We start from the raw sequence: 16,640 nt of genomic DNA on the forward strand, positions 1-16,640 counted from the left end.
AGCGGCTCCCCTTCCCGCTCATCGTGCGAGCACGCGCGCGTGATGCGCGAGGTGGTCGGCGATGAACGTCGAGATGAAGTAGTAGCCGTGGTCGTAGCCCGGATGGCGGCGCAGCGTCAGCGGCTGGCCGGCCTTCGCGCACGCGGCTTCGAACACGTCGGGGTTCAGCTGGTTCGCGAGGAACTGGTCGGCGAGGCCCTGATCGACGAGGATACCGTCCGCGAACTTAGGCGCATCGGCGCGCGCGACGAGTTCGCTCGCGTCGTGTGCCTTCCATGCTTCACGATCGGCGCCCAGATAACCCGAGAACGCCTTCTCGCCCCACGGGCAGCGCGTCGGCGCGGCGATCGGCGCGAACGCCGACACCGACCGGTACAGGCCCGGATGGCGCAACGCGAGCGTCAGCGCACCGTGCCCGCCCATCGAGTGGCCGAAGATCCCCAACCGCGCGCCGTCGATCGGCAGCTCGGCCGCGACCAGCTCGCGCAGCTCGCCCGTCACGTACGACTCCATCCGGTAATGCGCGGACCACGGCGCCTCGGTCGCATCGACGTAGAAGCCCGCGCCGACGCCGAAGTCCCACGCATCGGTCTCGCCCGGCACGCCCGCGCCGCGCGGGCTCGTGTCGGGCATCACGAGCGCGAGGCCGTGCTGCGCCGCGTATTGCTGCGCGCCGGCCTTGATCGCGAACGTCTCGTCGGTGCACGTGAGCCCCGCGAGATAGAACAGCGCCGGCACGCGGCCGTGCGCGGCCTGCGGCGGCAGGTACACCGAGAACTTCATCGGCAGGCCGATGGCCGCCGAATCGTGACGGTAGAAACGCTGCTCGCCGCCGTGGCATGCGTGCGAGGAAACGAGTTCGAGCATCGCGGTGCGCTCCCGGTCAGTACAGCACGACCGAGCGGATCGACTCGCCGGCCTTCATCAGGTCGAAGCCTTCGTTGATCCGCTCGAGCGGCAGCGTGTGGGTGATCAGGTCGTCGATGTTGATCTTGCCTTCCATGTACCAGTCGACGATCTTCGGCACATCGGTGCGGCCGCGCGCGCCGCCGAACGCCGAACCCTTCCACTCGCGGCCCGTCACGAGCTGGAACGGACGCGTGCTGATTTCCTCGCCCGCTGCCGCCACGCCGATGATGAACGACTGGCCCCAGCCCTTGTGCGTGCACTCGAGCGCCTGGCGCATCAGCTTCACGTTGCCCACGCATTCGAACGAGTAGTCCGCGCCGCCGTCGGTCAGCTGCACGATGTGGTCGACCACGTTCTCGACTTCGTTCGGGTTGATGAAGTGCGTCATCCCGAACTTCTTCGCGAGCTCGACGCGCTTCGGATTGATGTCGACGCCGATGATCTTGTCCGCGCCGACCATCTTCGCGCCCTGGATCACGTTCAGGCCGATGCCGCCGAGGCCGAACACGACGACGTTCGCACCCGCCTCGACCTTCGCCGAGTACACGACCGCGCCGACGCCCGTCGTCACGCCGCAGCCGATGTAGCAGATCTTGTCGAACGGCGCGTCCTCGCGCACCTTCGCCACCGCGATCTCCGGCACGACGATGTAGTTCGAGAACGTGGACGTGCCCATGTAGTGGAACAGCGGCTTGCCGTCGAGCGAGAAGCGCGACGTCGCGTCGGGCATCAGCCCCTTGCCCTGCGTCGCGCGGATCTTCTGGCACAGGTTGGTCTTGCGCGACAGGCAGAACTTGCACTCGCGGCATTCCGGCGTGTAGAGCGGGATCACGTGGTCGCCCTTGCGCAGGGTGCCGACGCCGGGGCCGACGTCGACCACGACACCCGCGCCTTCATGGCCGAGGATCGCCGGGAAGATCCCTTCCGGATCGGCGCCCGACAGCGTGTAGTAGTCGGTGTGACAGATGCCCGTCGCCTTCACCTCGATCAGCACTTCGCCGGCGCGCGGCCCTTCCAGATCGACTTCCTCGATCGTCAGCGGCGCGCCCGCCTTCCATGCAATCGCTGCTTTCGTCTTCATCGTGTGACTCCTGTCTGTGTGTGAGGTCGGCCCGGGTCGGCGCATCAGCGCTCATGTCGGCCGGCGTAGGTGCATGAGCACCGGCGCCGGTTCCATGCTTCACCGGGTTCCAGGCAAAGCCGTCGAAGCCGTGCCGCGCGGCATCGCGCACGGCACGGCAAAAGAATCTCGTGCTCGCCATGATGGCGGGTCCGGCCGCGCATCGCGTGCGGGAAACGGTCGCCGGCTTGCCACGATGCGTCATCGCTGGCGCAAAAGAACAAGTGTTCGAGTTTAAACGCCCGTCGTGAACCATGCATCCGTTCGCGCATACAGATCGACGAAGCGTGCGTGGCGCGCGGCCAGCGCGCGATCGCCGCGCGGCGCGGCAACCGGCGACGCGGACGGCGCCAGCGCGTGCAGCGCGTCCTCCCGCCAGTGCCCGATCGCGACGCCCGCGAGCAGCGCGGCGCCGCGCGTCGCGGCGTTCGGGCAGTCGATCGCGTGGAGCGACGCGCCGAGCGCATCGGCCAGCAACTGGCGCCAGCGCGGATCGACCGAGCCGCCGCCCGCGAGACGCAGCATCGCGACCGGATCGCCGCGCTCGGCGTCGCGGATCGCATCGAGCCCGGCGCGCAACGCGAACGCGACGCCTTCGAACGCGGCGCGCATCATCGCGCCGCGCGTGTCGCCGAGCCCGAGGCCGAGCCAGCCGCCGCGCGCATCGGGGTTCATCCACGGCGAACGCTCGCCCGTCAGGTACGGCAGGAAGCACAGGCGTTCCGACGCCGCGTGGGCGAACGCGTCGTCATACGCATCGGCCCACTGCGCGTAGCCGAGCCAGCCGCGCACGGCTTCGAGCGCGAGCCCGACGTTCTGCATCGCGGCCATCGTGTAATAGCCGCCGGCCGCCGCACGATAGCGATGCAGCCCGCGTCGCGCGGGCGGCAGCGCATCCGCGAGCACGACGATCTGGCCGCCGCTGCCGGTCGTCAGCAGCGCGTCGCCGGCGGCGGCAAGCCCGCTGCCGAGCGCCGCGCATGCGGTGTCGGCCGCACCCGTCGCCAGCGGCACACCGGCCGGCAGGCCAAGCGCTGCGGCAGCCTGCGCGCCGAGCGTGCCGCAGCGCGCGCTCGACGGAAGGACCGGTGCGAACCGGTCGGCAGGCAGGCCGAGCGCGTCGATCAACGCGAGATCCCATGCACCGTCGGGTGTCGCGAGCGCGGTCGCGCACGCGTCGCTCGGATCGGCCGCGACGGCGCCGCCCAGCGCGATGCGCAGCCAGTCCTTCGGCTGCACGGCCCAGCGCGCGGCGCGCAGCGCTTCGGGTTCATGTGTGGCTAGCCAGCGCAACAGCGGGCCGGCCATGCCCGGCGCGACGGGGTTCGGTGCGACGGGCAGGCCGGCGGTGCGCCAATCGGCCGCCTCCGCTTCGCGCACCGCGCGCGTGTCGGGCCACAGCAGCGCGGGACGCACCGGCTGCCCGGCCGCATCGATCAGCACGACACCGTGCATCTGCCCCGAGAATCCGATCGCGGCCACCTGCGCACGCTCGTCGGCCGGCAGCCGCACGGCCGCGCGCACGAGCGCCTGCCACCACGTATCGGGCGCGATCTCGGCCCAGCCGGGCTGCGGCGACGACAGCGCATAAGGTTCGCTCGCGACCGCCCGCTCGACGCCGTCGGCATCGAGCGTGACGAGTTTGACGGAGCCGGTGCCGAGGTCAATTCCGAGCAGGCGCATGACGTGAGGGCGAATTCGAATGAACGGATGTCGATGATAACGGGATCGTGATGCGCGCCCCGTTTTTTGCCGCTACCGCGGAGGGCCGAAAAACGCGGTCGCCGGCCGGGTTCCACCCGGCTGCACCTTGCGGGCAAAAGCGGCCGTTCGCGGGTTAACCCGGCACGATTTTTCCCAGGCACTTTTTGCCACTATGCCGCCCGCCCGATACACACCATAAAGCGGCCTATATTTGACACGGGGGCCAGCGCTATTTTGAAGGGCTATAAAACCGGGGAACCTCACTCCTGCGGCTGTTTCCCGATGATCGACACCCTGTTCCATGCCGAAATGGCATATCGAACCAGCAAAGAACGGAATAGAACCCAGCACTCTTGTTGCATGGATTCATTCCGAATAATTTCGTATCACCCCGAAAACAAGATCATGGAGTGAGACAGATGCAACCGAACACGGTCCATCCGTGCGATGAGGTGCTGCCGACCGGCAAGCTGGTAACGCTTGGCCTGCAGCACGTCCTCGTCATGTACGCCGGCGCTGTCGCCGTGCCGCTTATCGTCGGCGCCGCGCTCAAGCTGCCGAAAGACCAGATCGCGTTCCTGATCAGCGCCGATCTGTTTTCGTGCGGCATCGCCACGCTGATCCAGACGCTCGGCCTGTGGATCTTCGGAATCCGCCTGCCCGTCATCATGGGCTGCACGTTCGCGGCAGTCGGCCCGATGATCGCGATCGGCACCAACCCCGGCCTCGGCATCCTCGACATCTTCGGCTCGACCATCGCGGCCGGCATCATCGGCATCGTGCTCGCGCCGATGATCGGCAAGCTGTTGCGGTTCTTCCCGCCCGTCGTCGTCGGCACCGTGATCGCGGTGATCGGGCTGTCGCTGATGGAGGTGGGCATCAACTGGGCGGCCGGCGGCGTCGGCAACCCCGAATACGGCAGCCCCGTCTATCTCGGCCTGTCGCTGCTCGTGCTCACGCTGATCCTGCTGATCAACAAGTACGGCCGCGGCTTCGTCGCGAACATCTCGGTGCTGCTCGGCATCGTCGCCGGCTTCGCGATCGCCTTCGCGATCGGCCGCGTGAATACCGATGGCGTCGCGCACGCACCGTGGGTCGGCTTCGTGATGCCGTTCCACTTCGGCCTGCCGCACTTCGACCCGCTGTCGATCGTGACGATGGTCACGGTGATGTTCGTCACGTTCATCGAATCGACCGGCATGTTCCTCGCGGTCGGCGACATGGTCGATCGCCCGGTCAACCAGGAGCGCCTCGTGCGCGGCCTGCGCGTCGACGGCCTCGGCACGCTGATCGGCGGCATCTTCAACTCGTTCCCGCATACGTCGTTCTCGCAGAACGTCGGCCTGATCGGCGTGACGGGCGTGAAGAGCCGTTTCGTGTGCGCCACCGGCGGCGTGATCCTCGTGCTGCTCGGCCTGTTCCCGAAGATGGCGCAGGTCGTCGCCTCGGTGCCGCCGTTCGTGCTCGGCGGTGCGGGCATCGTGATGTTCGGGATGGTGGCGGCGAACGGCATCAAGGTGCTGTCGAAGGTCGACTTCGTGAACAACTCGCACAACCTGTTCATCGTCGCCGTGAGCGTCGGCATGGGTCTCGTGCCGGTCGTGTCGCCGCACTTCTTCTCGAAGCTGCCGCCCGCGCTCGCGCCGATCCTGCACAGCGGCATCCTGCTCGCCTCGGCGACGGCCGTGATCCTGAACATCGTGTTCAACGGCGTGAAAGGCGAGAAGGACGCACGCTGCGACATCCGTCGCGCCGGACACGACTTCGATGGGCGTCCCGCCGACGTGCACCACTGATCGCCTCGCGCCGGACGACGGCGCGGAGAAGCGGTAACGAAAAACGCCACGGCATGCCGTGGCGTTTTGTTTCTGCGGGTGCGGGAAGCTGCGCGGTGATCGGTCGGACAGCTGGGCGTTCGGACAGGCGGACAGCTGGACGGTCGAACGGCGGAACAGGCGGTGGCGCGTGAAAGCGGGTCGCCCGCGGGCGCGGCGCGATGATGCCGAGTCGCCAAGCAGGATGGCTGGTCCGACGCTATAAGCGGCACCAGAATCCGACACGCGCATCGTCACCCCAACCGTTTTCGCGCCGCACGAATCGACTACGCAAAAGAAAACGCCACGGACTTTCGTCCGTGGCGTTTTCGATTCCGCAACCAGCCGGTTCGAAGGACAAGCACGATCGAAACCGCGCCTGCCCCTCCTTGCGTTTACCCGTTCGTCGCCGTTGCCGACGCAGGCGCCGGAGCGGCCGCCTTGTCGTAGTCGACCGGTGCATCCGGCGCGCGCGGCGTTTCGCCGGCCCGCTCGATCCACCCGCCGCCCAGCGAACGGTACAGGTTGACCAGGTTGGTCCAGCGTGCCAGGCGCGCATTGATCAGCGACTGCTGCGCCGAATACAGGTCCGTCTGCGCGGTCAGCACCGACAGGTAGCTGTCGACACCGTTCTTGTAACGCAGGTCCGACAGGTCGAAGCGACGCTGCTGCGCGTGCTCGTTGCGCTCCAGCGCCGCGATCTGCTGGTCGTACGTGCCGCGTGCGGCCAACCCGTCCGCCACGTCGCGGAACGCCGACTGGATCGCCTTCTCGTAGTTCGCGATCTCGATGCGCTTCTGCACGTGCGCAAGATCGAGGTTCGCGATGTTCGAGCCGCCTTCGAAGATCGGCAACGCGATGCTCGGCGCGAACGACCATGCCGCCGTGCCGGCCTTGAACAGGCCGCCGAGCGTCGGGCTCGCGGTGCCGAACGCGGCCGTCAGCGAGATCTTCGGGAAGAACGCCGCGCGTGCCGCACCGATGTTCGCGTTCGCCGCCAGCAGCGACTGCTCGGCCTGCATCACGTCGGGACGACGCGTCAGCAGGTCGGACGGCAGGCCGGCCGGCACGTCCGTCAGCAGGTTCTGCGCGTCGAGCGGCATGCCCGCCGGCAAATCGTCCGGCAGCGGCTCGCCGATCAGCAGCACCAGCGCGTTCAACGCCTGCGCGCGTGCCCGTGCTTGCGCCTGCTGGTTCGACAGCGCCTGCTCGACCACCGTCTGCGCCTGACGCAACTCGAGCTCGGAGCCCGTGCCGTTGTCGAACTGCAGCTTCGTCAGGTTGTACGAGTCCTGCGCCGTCTTCAGCGTGTTCTCCGTGACCTTCAGCAGATCGTCGGTCGACAGCAGCGTCAGGTATTGATCCGCCACCTGCGACACCAGCGAGATCTCCGACGCCTGCCGCGCATACGCGGTCGACAGGTACTGCGCGAGCGCCTGGTCCTTCAGGCTCTGCACGCGGCCGAACAGGTCGAGTTCCCACGACGCCGACAGCCCGACGTTGTAGGTCGTCGTGATGTTCCGGCCCGGCGCCACCGACAGCGCATTCGGCAAGCGCTGACGATTACCGGTACCCGTCGCATCGATCGTCGGGAACAGGCCCGCGCGCGTGATCTGGTACTGCGCGCGCGCCGCCTCGATGTTCAGCACCGATACGCGCAGGTCGCGGTTGTTTTTCAGCGCGATCTCGATCAGCCGCTGCAGGCGCGGATCGACGAAGAACTCGCGCCAGCCGATGGCGGTCGCAGCTTGCCCGTTCGCGCTGCGCGCGCCGGCCGCACCCGGCTGCGTCGCGTAGACGCCGCCGGCCGGGTACGCCTGCGCGACGGGTGCATCGGGCCGCTTGTAATGCGGCGCCATCGTGCAGCCCGTGGCGAAGAGCGCGACCGCGATTGCAGTCAAAGCGTGTTTTTGCATCATCACTGTCCCTTGTTGCCTTCGTCGCCGTTGCCCGGCTTCTCTTCGTGGTGCGAGTGCTCCTGAGCCAGGCGCAGCGCCTCGTCGACGTCTTCCTTCTCGCCGCTGAAGATCGCGCGGATCTTCACGAAGAACATCGGGATCATGAAGATCGCGAGGAACGTCGCCGTGATCATCCCGCCGATCACGCCCGTACCGATTGCGTGCTGGCTCGCCGAACCCGCGCCGTTGCTGATCGCGAGCGGCATCACACCGAGAATGAACGCGAGCGACGTCATCAGGATCGGACGCAGCCGCAGGCGCGCCGCTTCCAGCGCGGCCTCGATCGGCCCCATCTTCTCCGTCATCTGCAGTTCGCGCGCGAACTCCACGATCAGAATCGCGTTCTTCGCGGACAAGCCCACGGTCGTCAGCAGGCCGACCTGGAAGAACACGTCGTTCTCGAGGCCGCGCATCGTTGCCGCGAGCAGTGCACCGATCACGCCGAGCGGCACCACCATGATCACCGAGAACGGGATCGACCAGCTTTCATACAGCGCCGCGAGACACAGGAACACGACGAGGATCGAGATCGCGTACAGGATCGGCGCCTGCGAACCGGACTGGATTTCCTGGAACGACAGGCCCGTCCACGAATAGCCGATACCGACCGGCAGCTTCTTCGCGATCTGTTCCATCGCAGCCATCGCCTGACCCGTCGACTTGCCCGGTGCGGCCTGACCCTGGATTTCCATGGCCGACACACCGTTGTAGCGCTCGAGCTTCGGCGAACCGTACGTCCAGTGACCGGTCGCGAACGAACTGAACGGCACCATCCCGCCCGACCCGTTGCGCACGTACCAGATGTTCAGGTCTTCCGGCGTCATCCGGAACGGTGCGTCCGCCTGCACGTAGACCTTCTTGATCCGGCCGTCGGTATCGAGGAAGTTGTTCACGTACTTCGACGCCCAGGCGATCGAGAACGTCTGGTCGATCGCATCCGCCGTCACGCCGAGCGCGTTCGCCTTCTCGCGATCGATGTCGACCTTGTACTGCGGCGTATCGTTCAGGCCGTTCGGACGCACACCCTGCAGCGTCGGATCCTTCGAGGCCATCCCGAGCAGCTGGTTACGCGCGGCCATCAGCGCATCGTGGCCGAGACCTGCGTTGTCCGTCAGCTCGAAGTCGAAGCCGGCAGCGGTGCCGAGTTCAGGAATCGACGGCGGGTTGAACGGGATCACGATCGCGTCCTTGTAGCCCGCGTAGCGCCCGAACATCCGGCCGATCAGCGCCTGCACCTTCTGGTTCGCATGCTGACGCTGCGAGTAGTCCTTCAGGCGAACGAACACGAGACCGGAGTTCTGGCCGCGGCCGGCGAAGCTGAAGCCGTTGACCGTGAACGCCGATTCGACGATTTCCTTCTCGTCCTTCAGCAGGTAGTCGGAAATGTTCGCGAGCGTCTTCGCGGTCGTTTCCTGCGTCGAGCCCGACGGCGTCTGCACGATCACGAACATCAGGCCCTGGTCTTCATCCGGCAGGAACGACTTCGGCAGGCGCACGAACAGCAGGCCGACCGCGACGATCACGACGAGGTAGATGATGAGCCAGCGGCCCGAGCGCTTGATCACGTGGTGCACGCCGACGTGGTACTTGTCGCGGCTGTTGTTGAACGTGCGGTTGAACCAGCCGAAGAAGCCCTTCTTCTCTTCGTGATGCCCTTGCGGGATCGGCTTGAGGATCGTCGCGCACAGGGCCGGCGTCAGAATCAACGCGACCAGCACCGACAGCACCATCGCCGACACGATCGTCAGCGAGAACTGACGATAGATCGCGCCGACCGAGCCGCCAGAGAACGCCACCGGCACGAACACCGCCGACAGCACGAGCGCCACGCCGACGAGTGCGCCGGTGATCTGGCCCATCGCCTTGCGGGTCGCCTCCTTCGGTGACAAGCCCTCTTCCGCCATCACCCGCTCGACGTTCTCCACCACCACGATCGCATCGTCCACCAGCAGGCCGATCGCGAGTACGAGGCCGAACATCGACAGCGTGTTGATCGAGAAGCCCACCATCGACATGATCGCGAACGTGCCGAGCAGCACGACCGGCACCGCGATCGTCGGGATGATCGTCGCCCGCAGGTTCTGCAGGAACAGATACATCACGAGGAACACCAGCACGATACCTTCGAGCAGCGTCTTGACCACTTCCTCGATCGACAGCTTCACGAACGGCGTCGTGTCGTACGGGTACTTCACGACGAGGCCGTGCGGGAAGAACGGCGCCAGTTCGTCGATCTTCGCGCGCACGGCCTTCGCGGTGGCGAGGGCGTTCGCGTTGGTCGCGAGCTGGATACCGAGTGCCGCGGTCGGCTGACCGTTGTACTTCGTGTCGAAGTTGTAGTTTTCACCGCCGAGCTCGAGCTTCGCGACATCCTTCAGGCGAACCTGCGAGCCGTCCTGGTTGACCTTCAGCAGGATGTTGCCGAACTGCTCGGGCGTCTGCAGCAGCGTCGACTCGGTGATCGTCGCCTGCAGCATCGTGCCCGGCGTGGACGGCGTGCCGCCGATCTGGCCACCTGCGATCTGCACGTTCTGTGCGGAGATCGCGGTCGACACGTCGACCGGCGTGAGGCCGTAGTTCGTCAGCCGGGTCGCATCGAGCCAGACCCGCATCGCGTACTGCGAGCCGAACAGCGTGACGGTACCGACGCCGTTCAACCGGCTGATCGGGTCCTTCACGTGCGACGCCACGAAGTTCGCGAGGTCGTATTTGTTCATGCTGCCGTCTTCGGAGTTGAAGGCGAGCACCAGCAGGAAGCTGCTGCTCGACTTCGTCACCGAGAGGCCGAGCTGCTGCACGACCTGCGGCAGAATCGGCGTCGCGAGCGACAGCTTGTTCTGCACCTGAACCTGTGCGATGTCGGCGTTGGTACCCGGCGCGAAGGTCAGCGTGATCGTCGCGTTGCCCGAGTCGTCACTGGTCGACGACATGTACAGGAAGTTGTCGAGACCGCTCATCTGCTGCTCGATCACCTGCGTCACCGTGTCTTCCACCGTCTTCGCGGAAGCGCCCGGGTAGTTCGCGGTGATCTGGATCGAGGGCGGCGCGATCGTCGGATACTGCGAGATCGGCAGCGTGAAGATCGCCGCAACCCCGGCCAGCATCAGGATGATGGCGATCACCCACGCGAAGATCGGGCGATCGATAAAAAACTTTGCCATGAAACAGGCTCCCTGTTATTGCGCGCTCGAAGCAGCGGCAGCACTCGCCGGCGCGGCGCCCGATGCGGCAGCACCGGAAGCGGCAGCGGCGCCGGAACCGGCGGCAGCCGGCGCGGCGGTGGCGGCGACGCCCGATGCGGCGGCAGCCGCCGGTGCGAGCTGTGCCGGTACCGACTTCACGGTCGCACCCGGGCGCACCTTCTCGCCGCCCTGCACGATCACGTGGTCGCCCGCTTGCAGACCGCCTTCGACGATCCAGTTCGGGCCCTGCATGCCGGTGGTCTTCAGCGGACGCGGCTCGACCTTGTTGCTGGCGTTCACCACCATCGCGATCGCCTGGCCCTTCTGGTCGTGCGTGACGCCGATCTGCGGCACCAGGAACGCGTTCTCGTTCACGCCTTCCTCGATCCGTGCGCGCACGAACATGCCCGGCAGCAGCACGCGGCCCGGGTTCGGGAACACCGCGCGGATCGTCACCGAACCGGTGGCCTGGTCGACCGTCACGTCCGAGAACTGCAGCTTGCCGGCTTCCGAGTAGGTCTTGCCGTCTTCCAGGATCAGCGACACCTTCGCGGCGCCCGGGCCGCTCGTCTTCAGGCGGCCGCTCTGCACGTCCTGGCGCAGCTTCAGGCCTTCGAGGCTCGACTGCGTGAGGTCGACATACACCGGATCGAGCTGCTGCACCGTCGACATCAGCGTCGCCTGGCTCGCCTGCACGTACGCGCCTGGCGTCACCTGCGAGATGCCGACACGGCCGGTGATCGGCGACACGACGTCGGTGTAGCCGAGGTTGATCTGCGCGGTATCGACCGCTGCCTTGCCGGCCGCGACGTCCGCCGCGGCCTGGCCTTGCGTGGCCACTGCGTTGTCGTAGTCCTGCTTGCTGACCGCGTTCGCGGCCACCAGCACCTTGTAGCGCGCGACCAGTGCGTTCTGCGTGACGAGGTTCGCCTGCGCCTTCGCGAGCGTTGCCTTCGCGCTGTTCAGTGCGGCGACGTACGGCGCCGGATCGATCTTGTACAGACGCTGGCCGGCCTTGACGTCGGTGCCTTCGGTGAATTCACGACGCAGCACGATGCCGTCGACTCGTGCGCGCACCTGCGCGACGAGGAATGCGCTGGTGCGGCCCGGCAGTTCGCTGAAGACCGGTACGGCTTGCGGTTGGACGGTGACGACGCCGACTTCCGGCGTTTGCGGCGGCGGTGCCGATTCTTTTTTCCCGCACGCGGCCAGGAAAACGGCGGCCGTCGCGACAGTGATTAAGCGGTATGGAACCCGTTCGACGCGCATGGAGCGACCTCTGTGTATAACCAATGGAATAAGTGCCGCACCCCACCGGAGGGAGCGCGACACGGATGCGCCTCACGGCGCAGATCGAACACCTGAAATACTGGACTGCTAGATACAGCAAGCGGCACGAAACCTCCGTGCCGACAGGTTGCCCCGCACTGCGGACTGGAACTTTGGCGGGAATCAGCAGAGTGGGATATTAACTGATTGCCACTTGGGTCATTCGATCGTAGGGTGGTATTGTATATACATTCATGAATGTATGTAAAAAGCCCGTTTATGCCCCGCCTGCCGTCCAGTCTTACGGATTGTTACCAATCGCAAGCATAGCCAGTCTATATGACTGCGCCGAGGGTTGCAGACCCTAAATTCACCTACGATTCATTCCAATCAGGCCTGCACATGGTCAGACGTACCAAGGAGGAGGCGCTCGAGACGCGTAACCGCATTCTCGACGCCGCCGAACACGTGTTCTTCGAGAAAGGCGTGTCGCACACGTCGCTCGCGGACATCGCCCAGCACGCCGGCGTGACGCGCGGTGCGATCTACTGGCATTTCGCGAACAAGAGCGAACTGTTCGACGCGATGTTCGACCGCGTGTTTCTGCCGATCGACGAGCTGAAGCGGATGCCGCTCGACGCGCCGGGCGGCAATCCGCTCGAGAAGATCCGGCAGATCCTGATCTGGTGCCTGCTCGGCGTGCAGCGCGACGCGCAGTTGCGCCGCGTGTTCAGCATCCTGTTCATGAAGTGCGAGTACGTCGCGGATCTGGAGCCGCTGCTCCAGCGCAACCGTGCGGGCATGAGCGAGGCGCTGCACGCGATCGATGCCGATCTCGCGGGGGCCGTGCGGCTCAAGCTGCTGCCCGAGCGGCTCGATACGTGGCGCGCGACGCTGATGCTGCACACGCTCGTCAGCGGTTTCGTGCGCGACATGCTGATGCTGCCCGACGAAATCGACGCCGAGCAGCATGCGGAAAAGCTCGTCGACGGCTGTTTCGACATGCTGCGCTTCAGCCCGGCGATGCTGAAGGACGGCGACTGACCGCGCGACGAGCGCGCGCTTGCGGGGTTGTTTGTTTCATCGGGCGGCGCGCCGCCCGCGCCCTCCCCCCTCTCCCTCCCGTTTCAGGCCACCGTCGCGCGCTGCGCGCGGGCCCGCCGGTTCGACGCGGCGACCGAATCGCGCTTCGGCATCGGCGCACCGGCCAGTCCCGCGATCCACGCGTCGGTCGACATCACGGCCGCGAAATTCGACTGGAACACGACCGCGTACGTGCGGTGAATCTCCTCGGCGCTTACCGCGCCTGCTTCGTTCTCGTACGGCAGCGCACCCGTCGCGTCGTTCAGGTACTCGACATTCAGCCCCGCGTGCGCCGCGTGATAGACCGTCGACGCGTTGCAGTTGTGCGTCATGTAGCCGGCCACCGTGAGCGTGTCGATCCCGTGCGCGTCGAGCCACGCGGCGAGGTCGGTTCCGGCGAACGAACTGGCCTGCTTCTTCTCGATCAGGTGCGCATACGGCCGGCCGGCAACGACCGCGTGCAGCGCGACGCCGTCGGAGCCGGGCGCGAAGATCGGCGCGCCGGCCGGTGCGACGTGCTGGACCACGATCACCGGCACGCCGGCCGCATGCGCGGCATCGATCGCGCGGCCGATGTTCGCGAGCGACACGTCGAGCGGCGGATAGTCGATCGGCAGGTTGCCCGTCACGTATTCGTTCTGGACGTCGATCACGATCAGTGCGCGACGGGGAACGGTTTGGGAAGCGGAAGGCGGGACGGCGTTCGACATGACGGGCTCCTGGTGCGGTGGCGCGGCCCCACCCCGGAACGGGACGGCCAGCGGCGCGATGCGATGCATTGTCGGCGCGCATCGCTCACGGGGACAGTGGCCCGATAGCCATTCTTCGATAGAATCGGGCCATCGCCACTCCGAAGCCTGCCATGACCGCCGCCGCCTCGCCCACCCGGACCGCCCAGCCCGCTCCGACCGTCGTCGCCGTGATCGCGTACGACGGCATCAGCCCGTTCCACCTGTCGGTGCCGTCGGTCGTATTCGGCAAGGAACGCGACGCGGCCGCCTCGCCCGCGTTCGAGTTCCGCGTCTGCTCGGCCGAACGTGGCCCGCTGTCGACGACGGGCGGCTTCACGATCACCGCGCCGTACGGGCTCGACGGGCTCGACGACGCGGACATCGTCATCGTGCCGGCATGGCGCGACCCGGACGAAGCGCCGCCCGACGTGCTGCTCGACGCTGTCCGCGCGGCCGCCGCGCGTGGCGCGCAGCTCGTCGGGCTGTGCCTCGGCGCGTACGTGCTCGCTGCGGCCGGCCTGCTCGACGGCCGCCCGGCCACCACGCACTGGGCGTGGGCCGACGACTTCGCACAACGCTTTCCGCGCGTGAAGCTCGATCCGGACGTGCTGTACGTGGACGACGGCAACCTGATGACGTCGGCCGGCACGGCCGCCGGGCTCGACTGCTGCCTGCACGTCGTCCGGCTGCGCTTCGGCTCGGACGCCGCGAACCAGATCGCGCGCCGCCTCGTGATCCCGCCGCACCGGCAGGGCGGGCAGGCGCAGTACGTGCCGCAGCCGGTGGCCGCGCACCCGCGCGATGCGCGGCTCGCGGGCCTGCTCGACTGGGTGCGCGCCCACCTCGACGCCGCACACAGCGTCGATTCGCTCGCCGAACGCGTGCTGATGAGCCGGCGCACGTTCACGCGCCACTTCCGCCAGGCGACCGGCACGACCGTCACCGCGTGGCTGCAGGCCGAGCGGCTCGCGCGCGCGCAGCATCTGCTGGAAACCACCGGGCAATCGATCGATGCGATCGCGCAGGCGGCCGGCTACGGGTCGAGCGTGTCGCTGCGCCAGCATTTCGCGGGCGCGCTCGGCACGTCGCCGTCGGCATATCGAAGGGAATTTCGCGGCGCCGGAGCCGGCGCCGAGGTCGTGCGGTAACGCGCGCGGCGAGCAGCCTCGCAGCGGAACCGTCCGGCCGCTCAGCCGCCGTTGATCCAGCGCGCCGCGTACAGCAGCAGCGCGACGAAGACGATCATCGCGGCCCACGCCCACACGGGCACGGTGCCGGCGCCGCGATGCGGGAGCGCGCTGGCGGCACGCCCGCTCAGCGCACCGCCAAGGTGCGGCGGCAGCGCACGCTTCGTCGCGGCCACCAGCGACGCCGGCCGCAGGAACACGTGCTGGCGCCGTGGCACGGCCGAGCGCGCGCGATTCGGTGCAAGACCGTGCTTCGCCTGCACGACCGTGCAGAATTCACGGAAGAAATCGTCGGTCCATTCGCGCAGCGTGTTTTCGATCTGCCGCCCCGGCAACTCGGTGAGCGGGCCGCTTGCCGTCGCCCAGACGACGTACTCGATGCGCGTGGCGTTCGCATCGTCATCCGGCATCAGCACGAGTTCGACCTGGCCGCGCAGCGCGCCAAGCCCGTCGGCCCGCGCCTTGAAGTTGAGCACGCGGCGCGGCTGCCCTTCCGCGTCGCCCTGCTCCGCGGCCGCATGCGCGCGCACGTCGTAGCGGGCGCGCAGCGGGCCGAGCGGCACCGTGATCGTCAGCGCAAACTCGCCATGCGCAAGCTTCACGAAGGATTCGCAATGGTCGAAGCTCGCGCGCAGCAACGCGAGATCCTCGAATGCCTCCCGCACGACGGGCGGGGCGAGCGGTATGCGTAACGTGTCGTTCAGTTCCATGACGCCTCCCCGATGAACACGCGCCGCATCAGGACGTCTCGACGAGACTGTCGATCCGTGCGGCGTCGAAGGCAACGTAGTGCGCGAGCGCCAACGCAGCCGCCTTCGGTGCCTCGTAACTCCACGCGGCGTTCTCGATCACGCCGTCTTCGGTCTGCAAGTCGAAGTGCACGGCCTCGCCCCTGAACGGGCAGGCCGACGTGACGCCCGACTTCACGAGCCGGCGCATGTTGACGTCGCTGCGCGGCAGGTAGTGGGTGTCCGGCAGGCCCGTTTCGCGCACGGTCAACGCGCCGTGCGAATCGGCGTACGTGATGCCGCGATGGATCACGCGCACGCGATGGCGGTTCGGCACGATTTCGAGACGAGGGTCGGCTGCGTCGGACATCGTTTCTCCTTGGGGCGGCCCGGCCAGGCCGGACTCAGGAAACGAAAAAGCCACGGCACGAGTGCCGTGGCTTTCATTATGGGCGAAACCGCAGCCGAATGCGCAACCCCGGCCGGGGCCGCGCGCGGCGGGCTACTGCGCGCTCCACTGGAAGGCGGTTTTCGCGCCGCCCTTCGCGCCGACCGTGACGGCGTGGGATTCCTCGTTGCCCTGATACGACGCCTGCACCGTATAGCGGCCCGGCGGCACCTTCACGAGCATGTACGGCCCGCGCGCGTCGGTCTTCAGCACTTCGGTACCCTTGCCGTCGACGATCCGCACGTGGACGTCGGCCAGGAACTCACCGCCCTTGCCGGTGAACCGCAGCGCCAGCGGCCAACTCGGCTCGTTGCGCTGGAACGCCGTCGATTCGTCCAGCCCGACGCCGCCGGACACGAAGGTGACGTCGCCCTGCTGGCGCGCGGCGGGCAAGCCGTCCGACTGCGCGTACGCGCCGGTCGCTCCGGCTGCGAGGCCGGCGGCCAGCGCCGCGGCGACGGCAAATCGGGACACGTTGCGTAGATATTGCATGGCTCTCTCCTTGGG

Annotated in this window: 13 protein-coding genes; 3 read left to right on the forward strand and 10 right to left on the reverse strand. The window is 67.3% G+C overall.

Going from position 1 to position 16,640, the window contains the following annotated elements:
• Positions 1 to 18: 18 nt before the first annotated feature.
• The 3 genes from fghA to LGM89_RS12100 all read right to left on the reverse strand — a co-directional run bounded on the left by fghA (position 19) and on the right by LGM89_RS12100 (position 3,712).
• A complete protein-coding gene (gene fghA / locus LGM89_RS12090; RefSeq protein WP_089495534.1) occupies positions 19 to 867 on the reverse strand; it encodes an S-formylglutathione hydrolase in 849 nt (282 codons plus the stop codon).
• A gap of 16 nt (positions 868 to 883) precedes the next feature.
• Entirely contained in the window at positions 884 to 1,990 is a 1,107-nt protein-coding gene (locus tag LGM89_RS12095) for an S-(hydroxymethyl)glutathione dehydrogenase/class III alcohol dehydrogenase (RefSeq protein WP_011353045.1), read from the reverse strand.
• A gap of 273 nt (positions 1,991 to 2,263) precedes the next feature.
• A complete protein-coding gene (locus LGM89_RS12100) occupies positions 2,264 to 3,712 on the reverse strand; it encodes a xylulokinase (RefSeq protein ID WP_226273124.1) in 1,449 nt (482 codons plus the stop codon).
• Positions 3,713 to 4,152: 440 nt separating this feature from the next.
• Here LGM89_RS12100 and LGM89_RS12105 point away from each other — a divergent pair, with 440 nt between their 5' ends.
• Entirely contained in the window at positions 4,153 to 5,529 is a 1,377-nt protein-coding gene (locus LGM89_RS12105) for a nucleobase:cation symporter-2 family protein (protein ID WP_226273125.1), read from the forward strand.
• A gap of 413 nt (positions 5,530 to 5,942) precedes the next feature.
• On the opposite strand, the gene LGM89_RS12110 is transcribed toward LGM89_RS12105, so the two are convergent.
• Genes LGM89_RS12110 through LGM89_RS12120 form a run of 3 tightly spaced genes read right to left on the reverse strand, consistent with a single transcriptional unit; the run spans position 5,943 to position 11,956 of the window.
• Entirely contained in the window at positions 5,943 to 7,466 is a 1,524-nt protein-coding gene (locus LGM89_RS12110) for an efflux transporter outer membrane subunit (RefSeq protein WP_174943446.1), read from the reverse strand.
• Positions 7,466 to 10,666 (reverse strand): efflux RND transporter permease BpeB, encoded by a 3,201-nt coding sequence (gene bpeB / locus LGM89_RS12115; RefSeq protein ID WP_039368427.1) that lies wholly within the window; start codon positions 10,664 to 10,666, stop codon positions 7,466 to 7,468. The genes LGM89_RS12110 and bpeB overlap by 1 nt, the downstream gene beginning before the upstream one ends.
• Before the next feature lie 15 nt (positions 10,667 to 10,681).
• Complete coding sequence (locus LGM89_RS12120) at positions 10,682 to 11,956, reverse strand: efflux RND transporter periplasmic adaptor subunit (RefSeq protein WP_089495538.1); 1,275 nt, start codon at positions 11,954 to 11,956, stop codon at positions 10,682 to 10,684.
• A 402-nt stretch (positions 11,957 to 12,358) separates the two neighbouring features.
• Between LGM89_RS12120 and LGM89_RS12125 the strand changes: the two genes are divergently transcribed.
• On the forward strand, positions 12,359 to 13,000 hold the full coding sequence (locus tag LGM89_RS12125) for a TetR family transcriptional regulator (protein ID WP_089426224.1): 642 nt from the start codon (positions 12,359 to 12,361) through the stop codon (positions 12,998 to 13,000).
• Between the two features lie 83 nt (positions 13,001 to 13,083).
• Here the strand turns inward: LGM89_RS12125 and LGM89_RS12130 are convergent, their stop codons facing one another.
• Entirely contained in the window at positions 13,084 to 13,749 is a 666-nt protein-coding gene (locus LGM89_RS12130) for a cysteine hydrolase family protein (protein ID WP_226273126.1), read from the reverse strand.
• 152 nt (positions 13,750 to 13,901) lie between these two features.
• Here LGM89_RS12130 and LGM89_RS12135 point away from each other — a divergent pair, with 152 nt between their 5' ends.
• A complete protein-coding gene (locus LGM89_RS12135; RefSeq protein WP_226273127.1) occupies positions 13,902 to 14,918 on the forward strand; it encodes a helix-turn-helix domain-containing protein in 1,017 nt (338 codons plus the stop codon).
• Positions 14,919 to 14,959: 41 nt separating this feature from the next.
• On the opposite strand, the gene LGM89_RS12140 is transcribed toward LGM89_RS12135, so the two are convergent.
• The 3 genes from LGM89_RS12140 to LGM89_RS12150 form a co-directional block, all read right to left on the reverse strand.
• Positions 14,960 to 15,667, reverse strand: coding sequence for a CoxG family protein (locus LGM89_RS12140; protein ID WP_089456843.1), 708 nt, complete (start codon positions 15,665 to 15,667; stop codon positions 14,960 to 14,962).
• Between the two features lie 28 nt (positions 15,668 to 15,695).
• Complete coding sequence (locus tag LGM89_RS12145) at positions 15,696 to 16,055, reverse strand: DUF427 domain-containing protein (protein WP_089456844.1); 360 nt, start codon at positions 16,053 to 16,055, stop codon at positions 15,696 to 15,698.
• A 132-nt stretch (positions 16,056 to 16,187) separates the two neighbouring features.
• Positions 16,188 to 16,625 (reverse strand): carboxypeptidase regulatory-like domain-containing protein, encoded by a 438-nt coding sequence (locus LGM89_RS12150; protein ID WP_089495543.1) that lies wholly within the window; start codon positions 16,623 to 16,625, stop codon positions 16,188 to 16,190.
• Between the last annotated feature and the right edge of the window lie 15 nt (positions 16,626 to 16,640).

It is taken from the genome of Burkholderia sp. AU31624 (genome assembly GCF_020420065.1).
Taxonomy (GTDB): domain Bacteria; phylum Pseudomonadota; class Gammaproteobacteria; order Burkholderiales; family Burkholderiaceae; genus Burkholderia.

Excerpts from the sequence above, each read along its gene's own strand:
- fghA (WP_089495534.1), bottom strand. The coding sequence starts at position 867 with ATGCTCGAACTCGTTTCCTCGCACGCATGCCACGGCGGCGAGCAGCGT.
- LGM89_RS12095 (WP_011353045.1), bottom strand. The coding sequence starts at position 1,990 with ATGAAGACGAAAGCAGCGATTGCATGGAAGGCGGGCGCGCCGCTGACG.
- LGM89_RS12100 (WP_226273124.1), bottom strand. The coding sequence starts at position 3,712 with ATGCGCCTGCTCGGAATTGACCTCGGCACCGGCTCCGTCAAACTCGTC.
- LGM89_RS12105 (WP_226273125.1), top strand. The coding sequence starts at position 4,153 with ATGCAACCGAACACGGTCCATCCGTGCGATGAGGTGCTGCCGACCGGC.
- LGM89_RS12110 (WP_174943446.1), bottom strand. The coding sequence starts at position 7,466 with ATGATGCAAAAACACGCTTTGACTGCAATCGCGGTCGCGCTCTTCGCC.
- bpeB (WP_039368427.1), bottom strand. The coding sequence starts at position 10,666 with ATGGCAAAGTTTTTTATCGATCGCCCGATCTTCGCGTGGGTGATCGCC.
- LGM89_RS12120 (WP_089495538.1), bottom strand. The coding sequence starts at position 11,956 with ATGCGCGTCGAACGGGTTCCATACCGCTTAATCACTGTCGCGACGGCC.
- LGM89_RS12125 (WP_089426224.1), top strand. The coding sequence starts at position 12,359 with ATGGTCAGACGTACCAAGGAGGAGGCGCTCGAGACGCGTAACCGCATT.
- LGM89_RS12130 (WP_226273126.1), bottom strand. The coding sequence starts at position 13,749 with ATGTCGAACGCCGTCCCGCCTTCCGCTTCCCAAACCGTTCCCCGTCGC.
- LGM89_RS12135 (WP_226273127.1), top strand. The coding sequence starts at position 13,902 with ATGACCGCCGCCGCCTCGCCCACCCGGACCGCCCAGCCCGCTCCGACC.
- LGM89_RS12140 (WP_089456843.1), bottom strand. The coding sequence starts at position 15,667 with ATGGAACTGAACGACACGTTACGCATACCGCTCGCCCCGCCCGTCGTG.
- LGM89_RS12145 (WP_089456844.1), bottom strand. The coding sequence starts at position 16,055 with ATGTCCGACGCAGCCGACCCTCGTCTCGAAATCGTGCCGAACCGCCAT.
- LGM89_RS12150 (WP_089495543.1), bottom strand. The coding sequence starts at position 16,625 with ATGCAATATCTACGCAACGTGTCCCGATTTGCCGTCGCCGCGGCGCTG.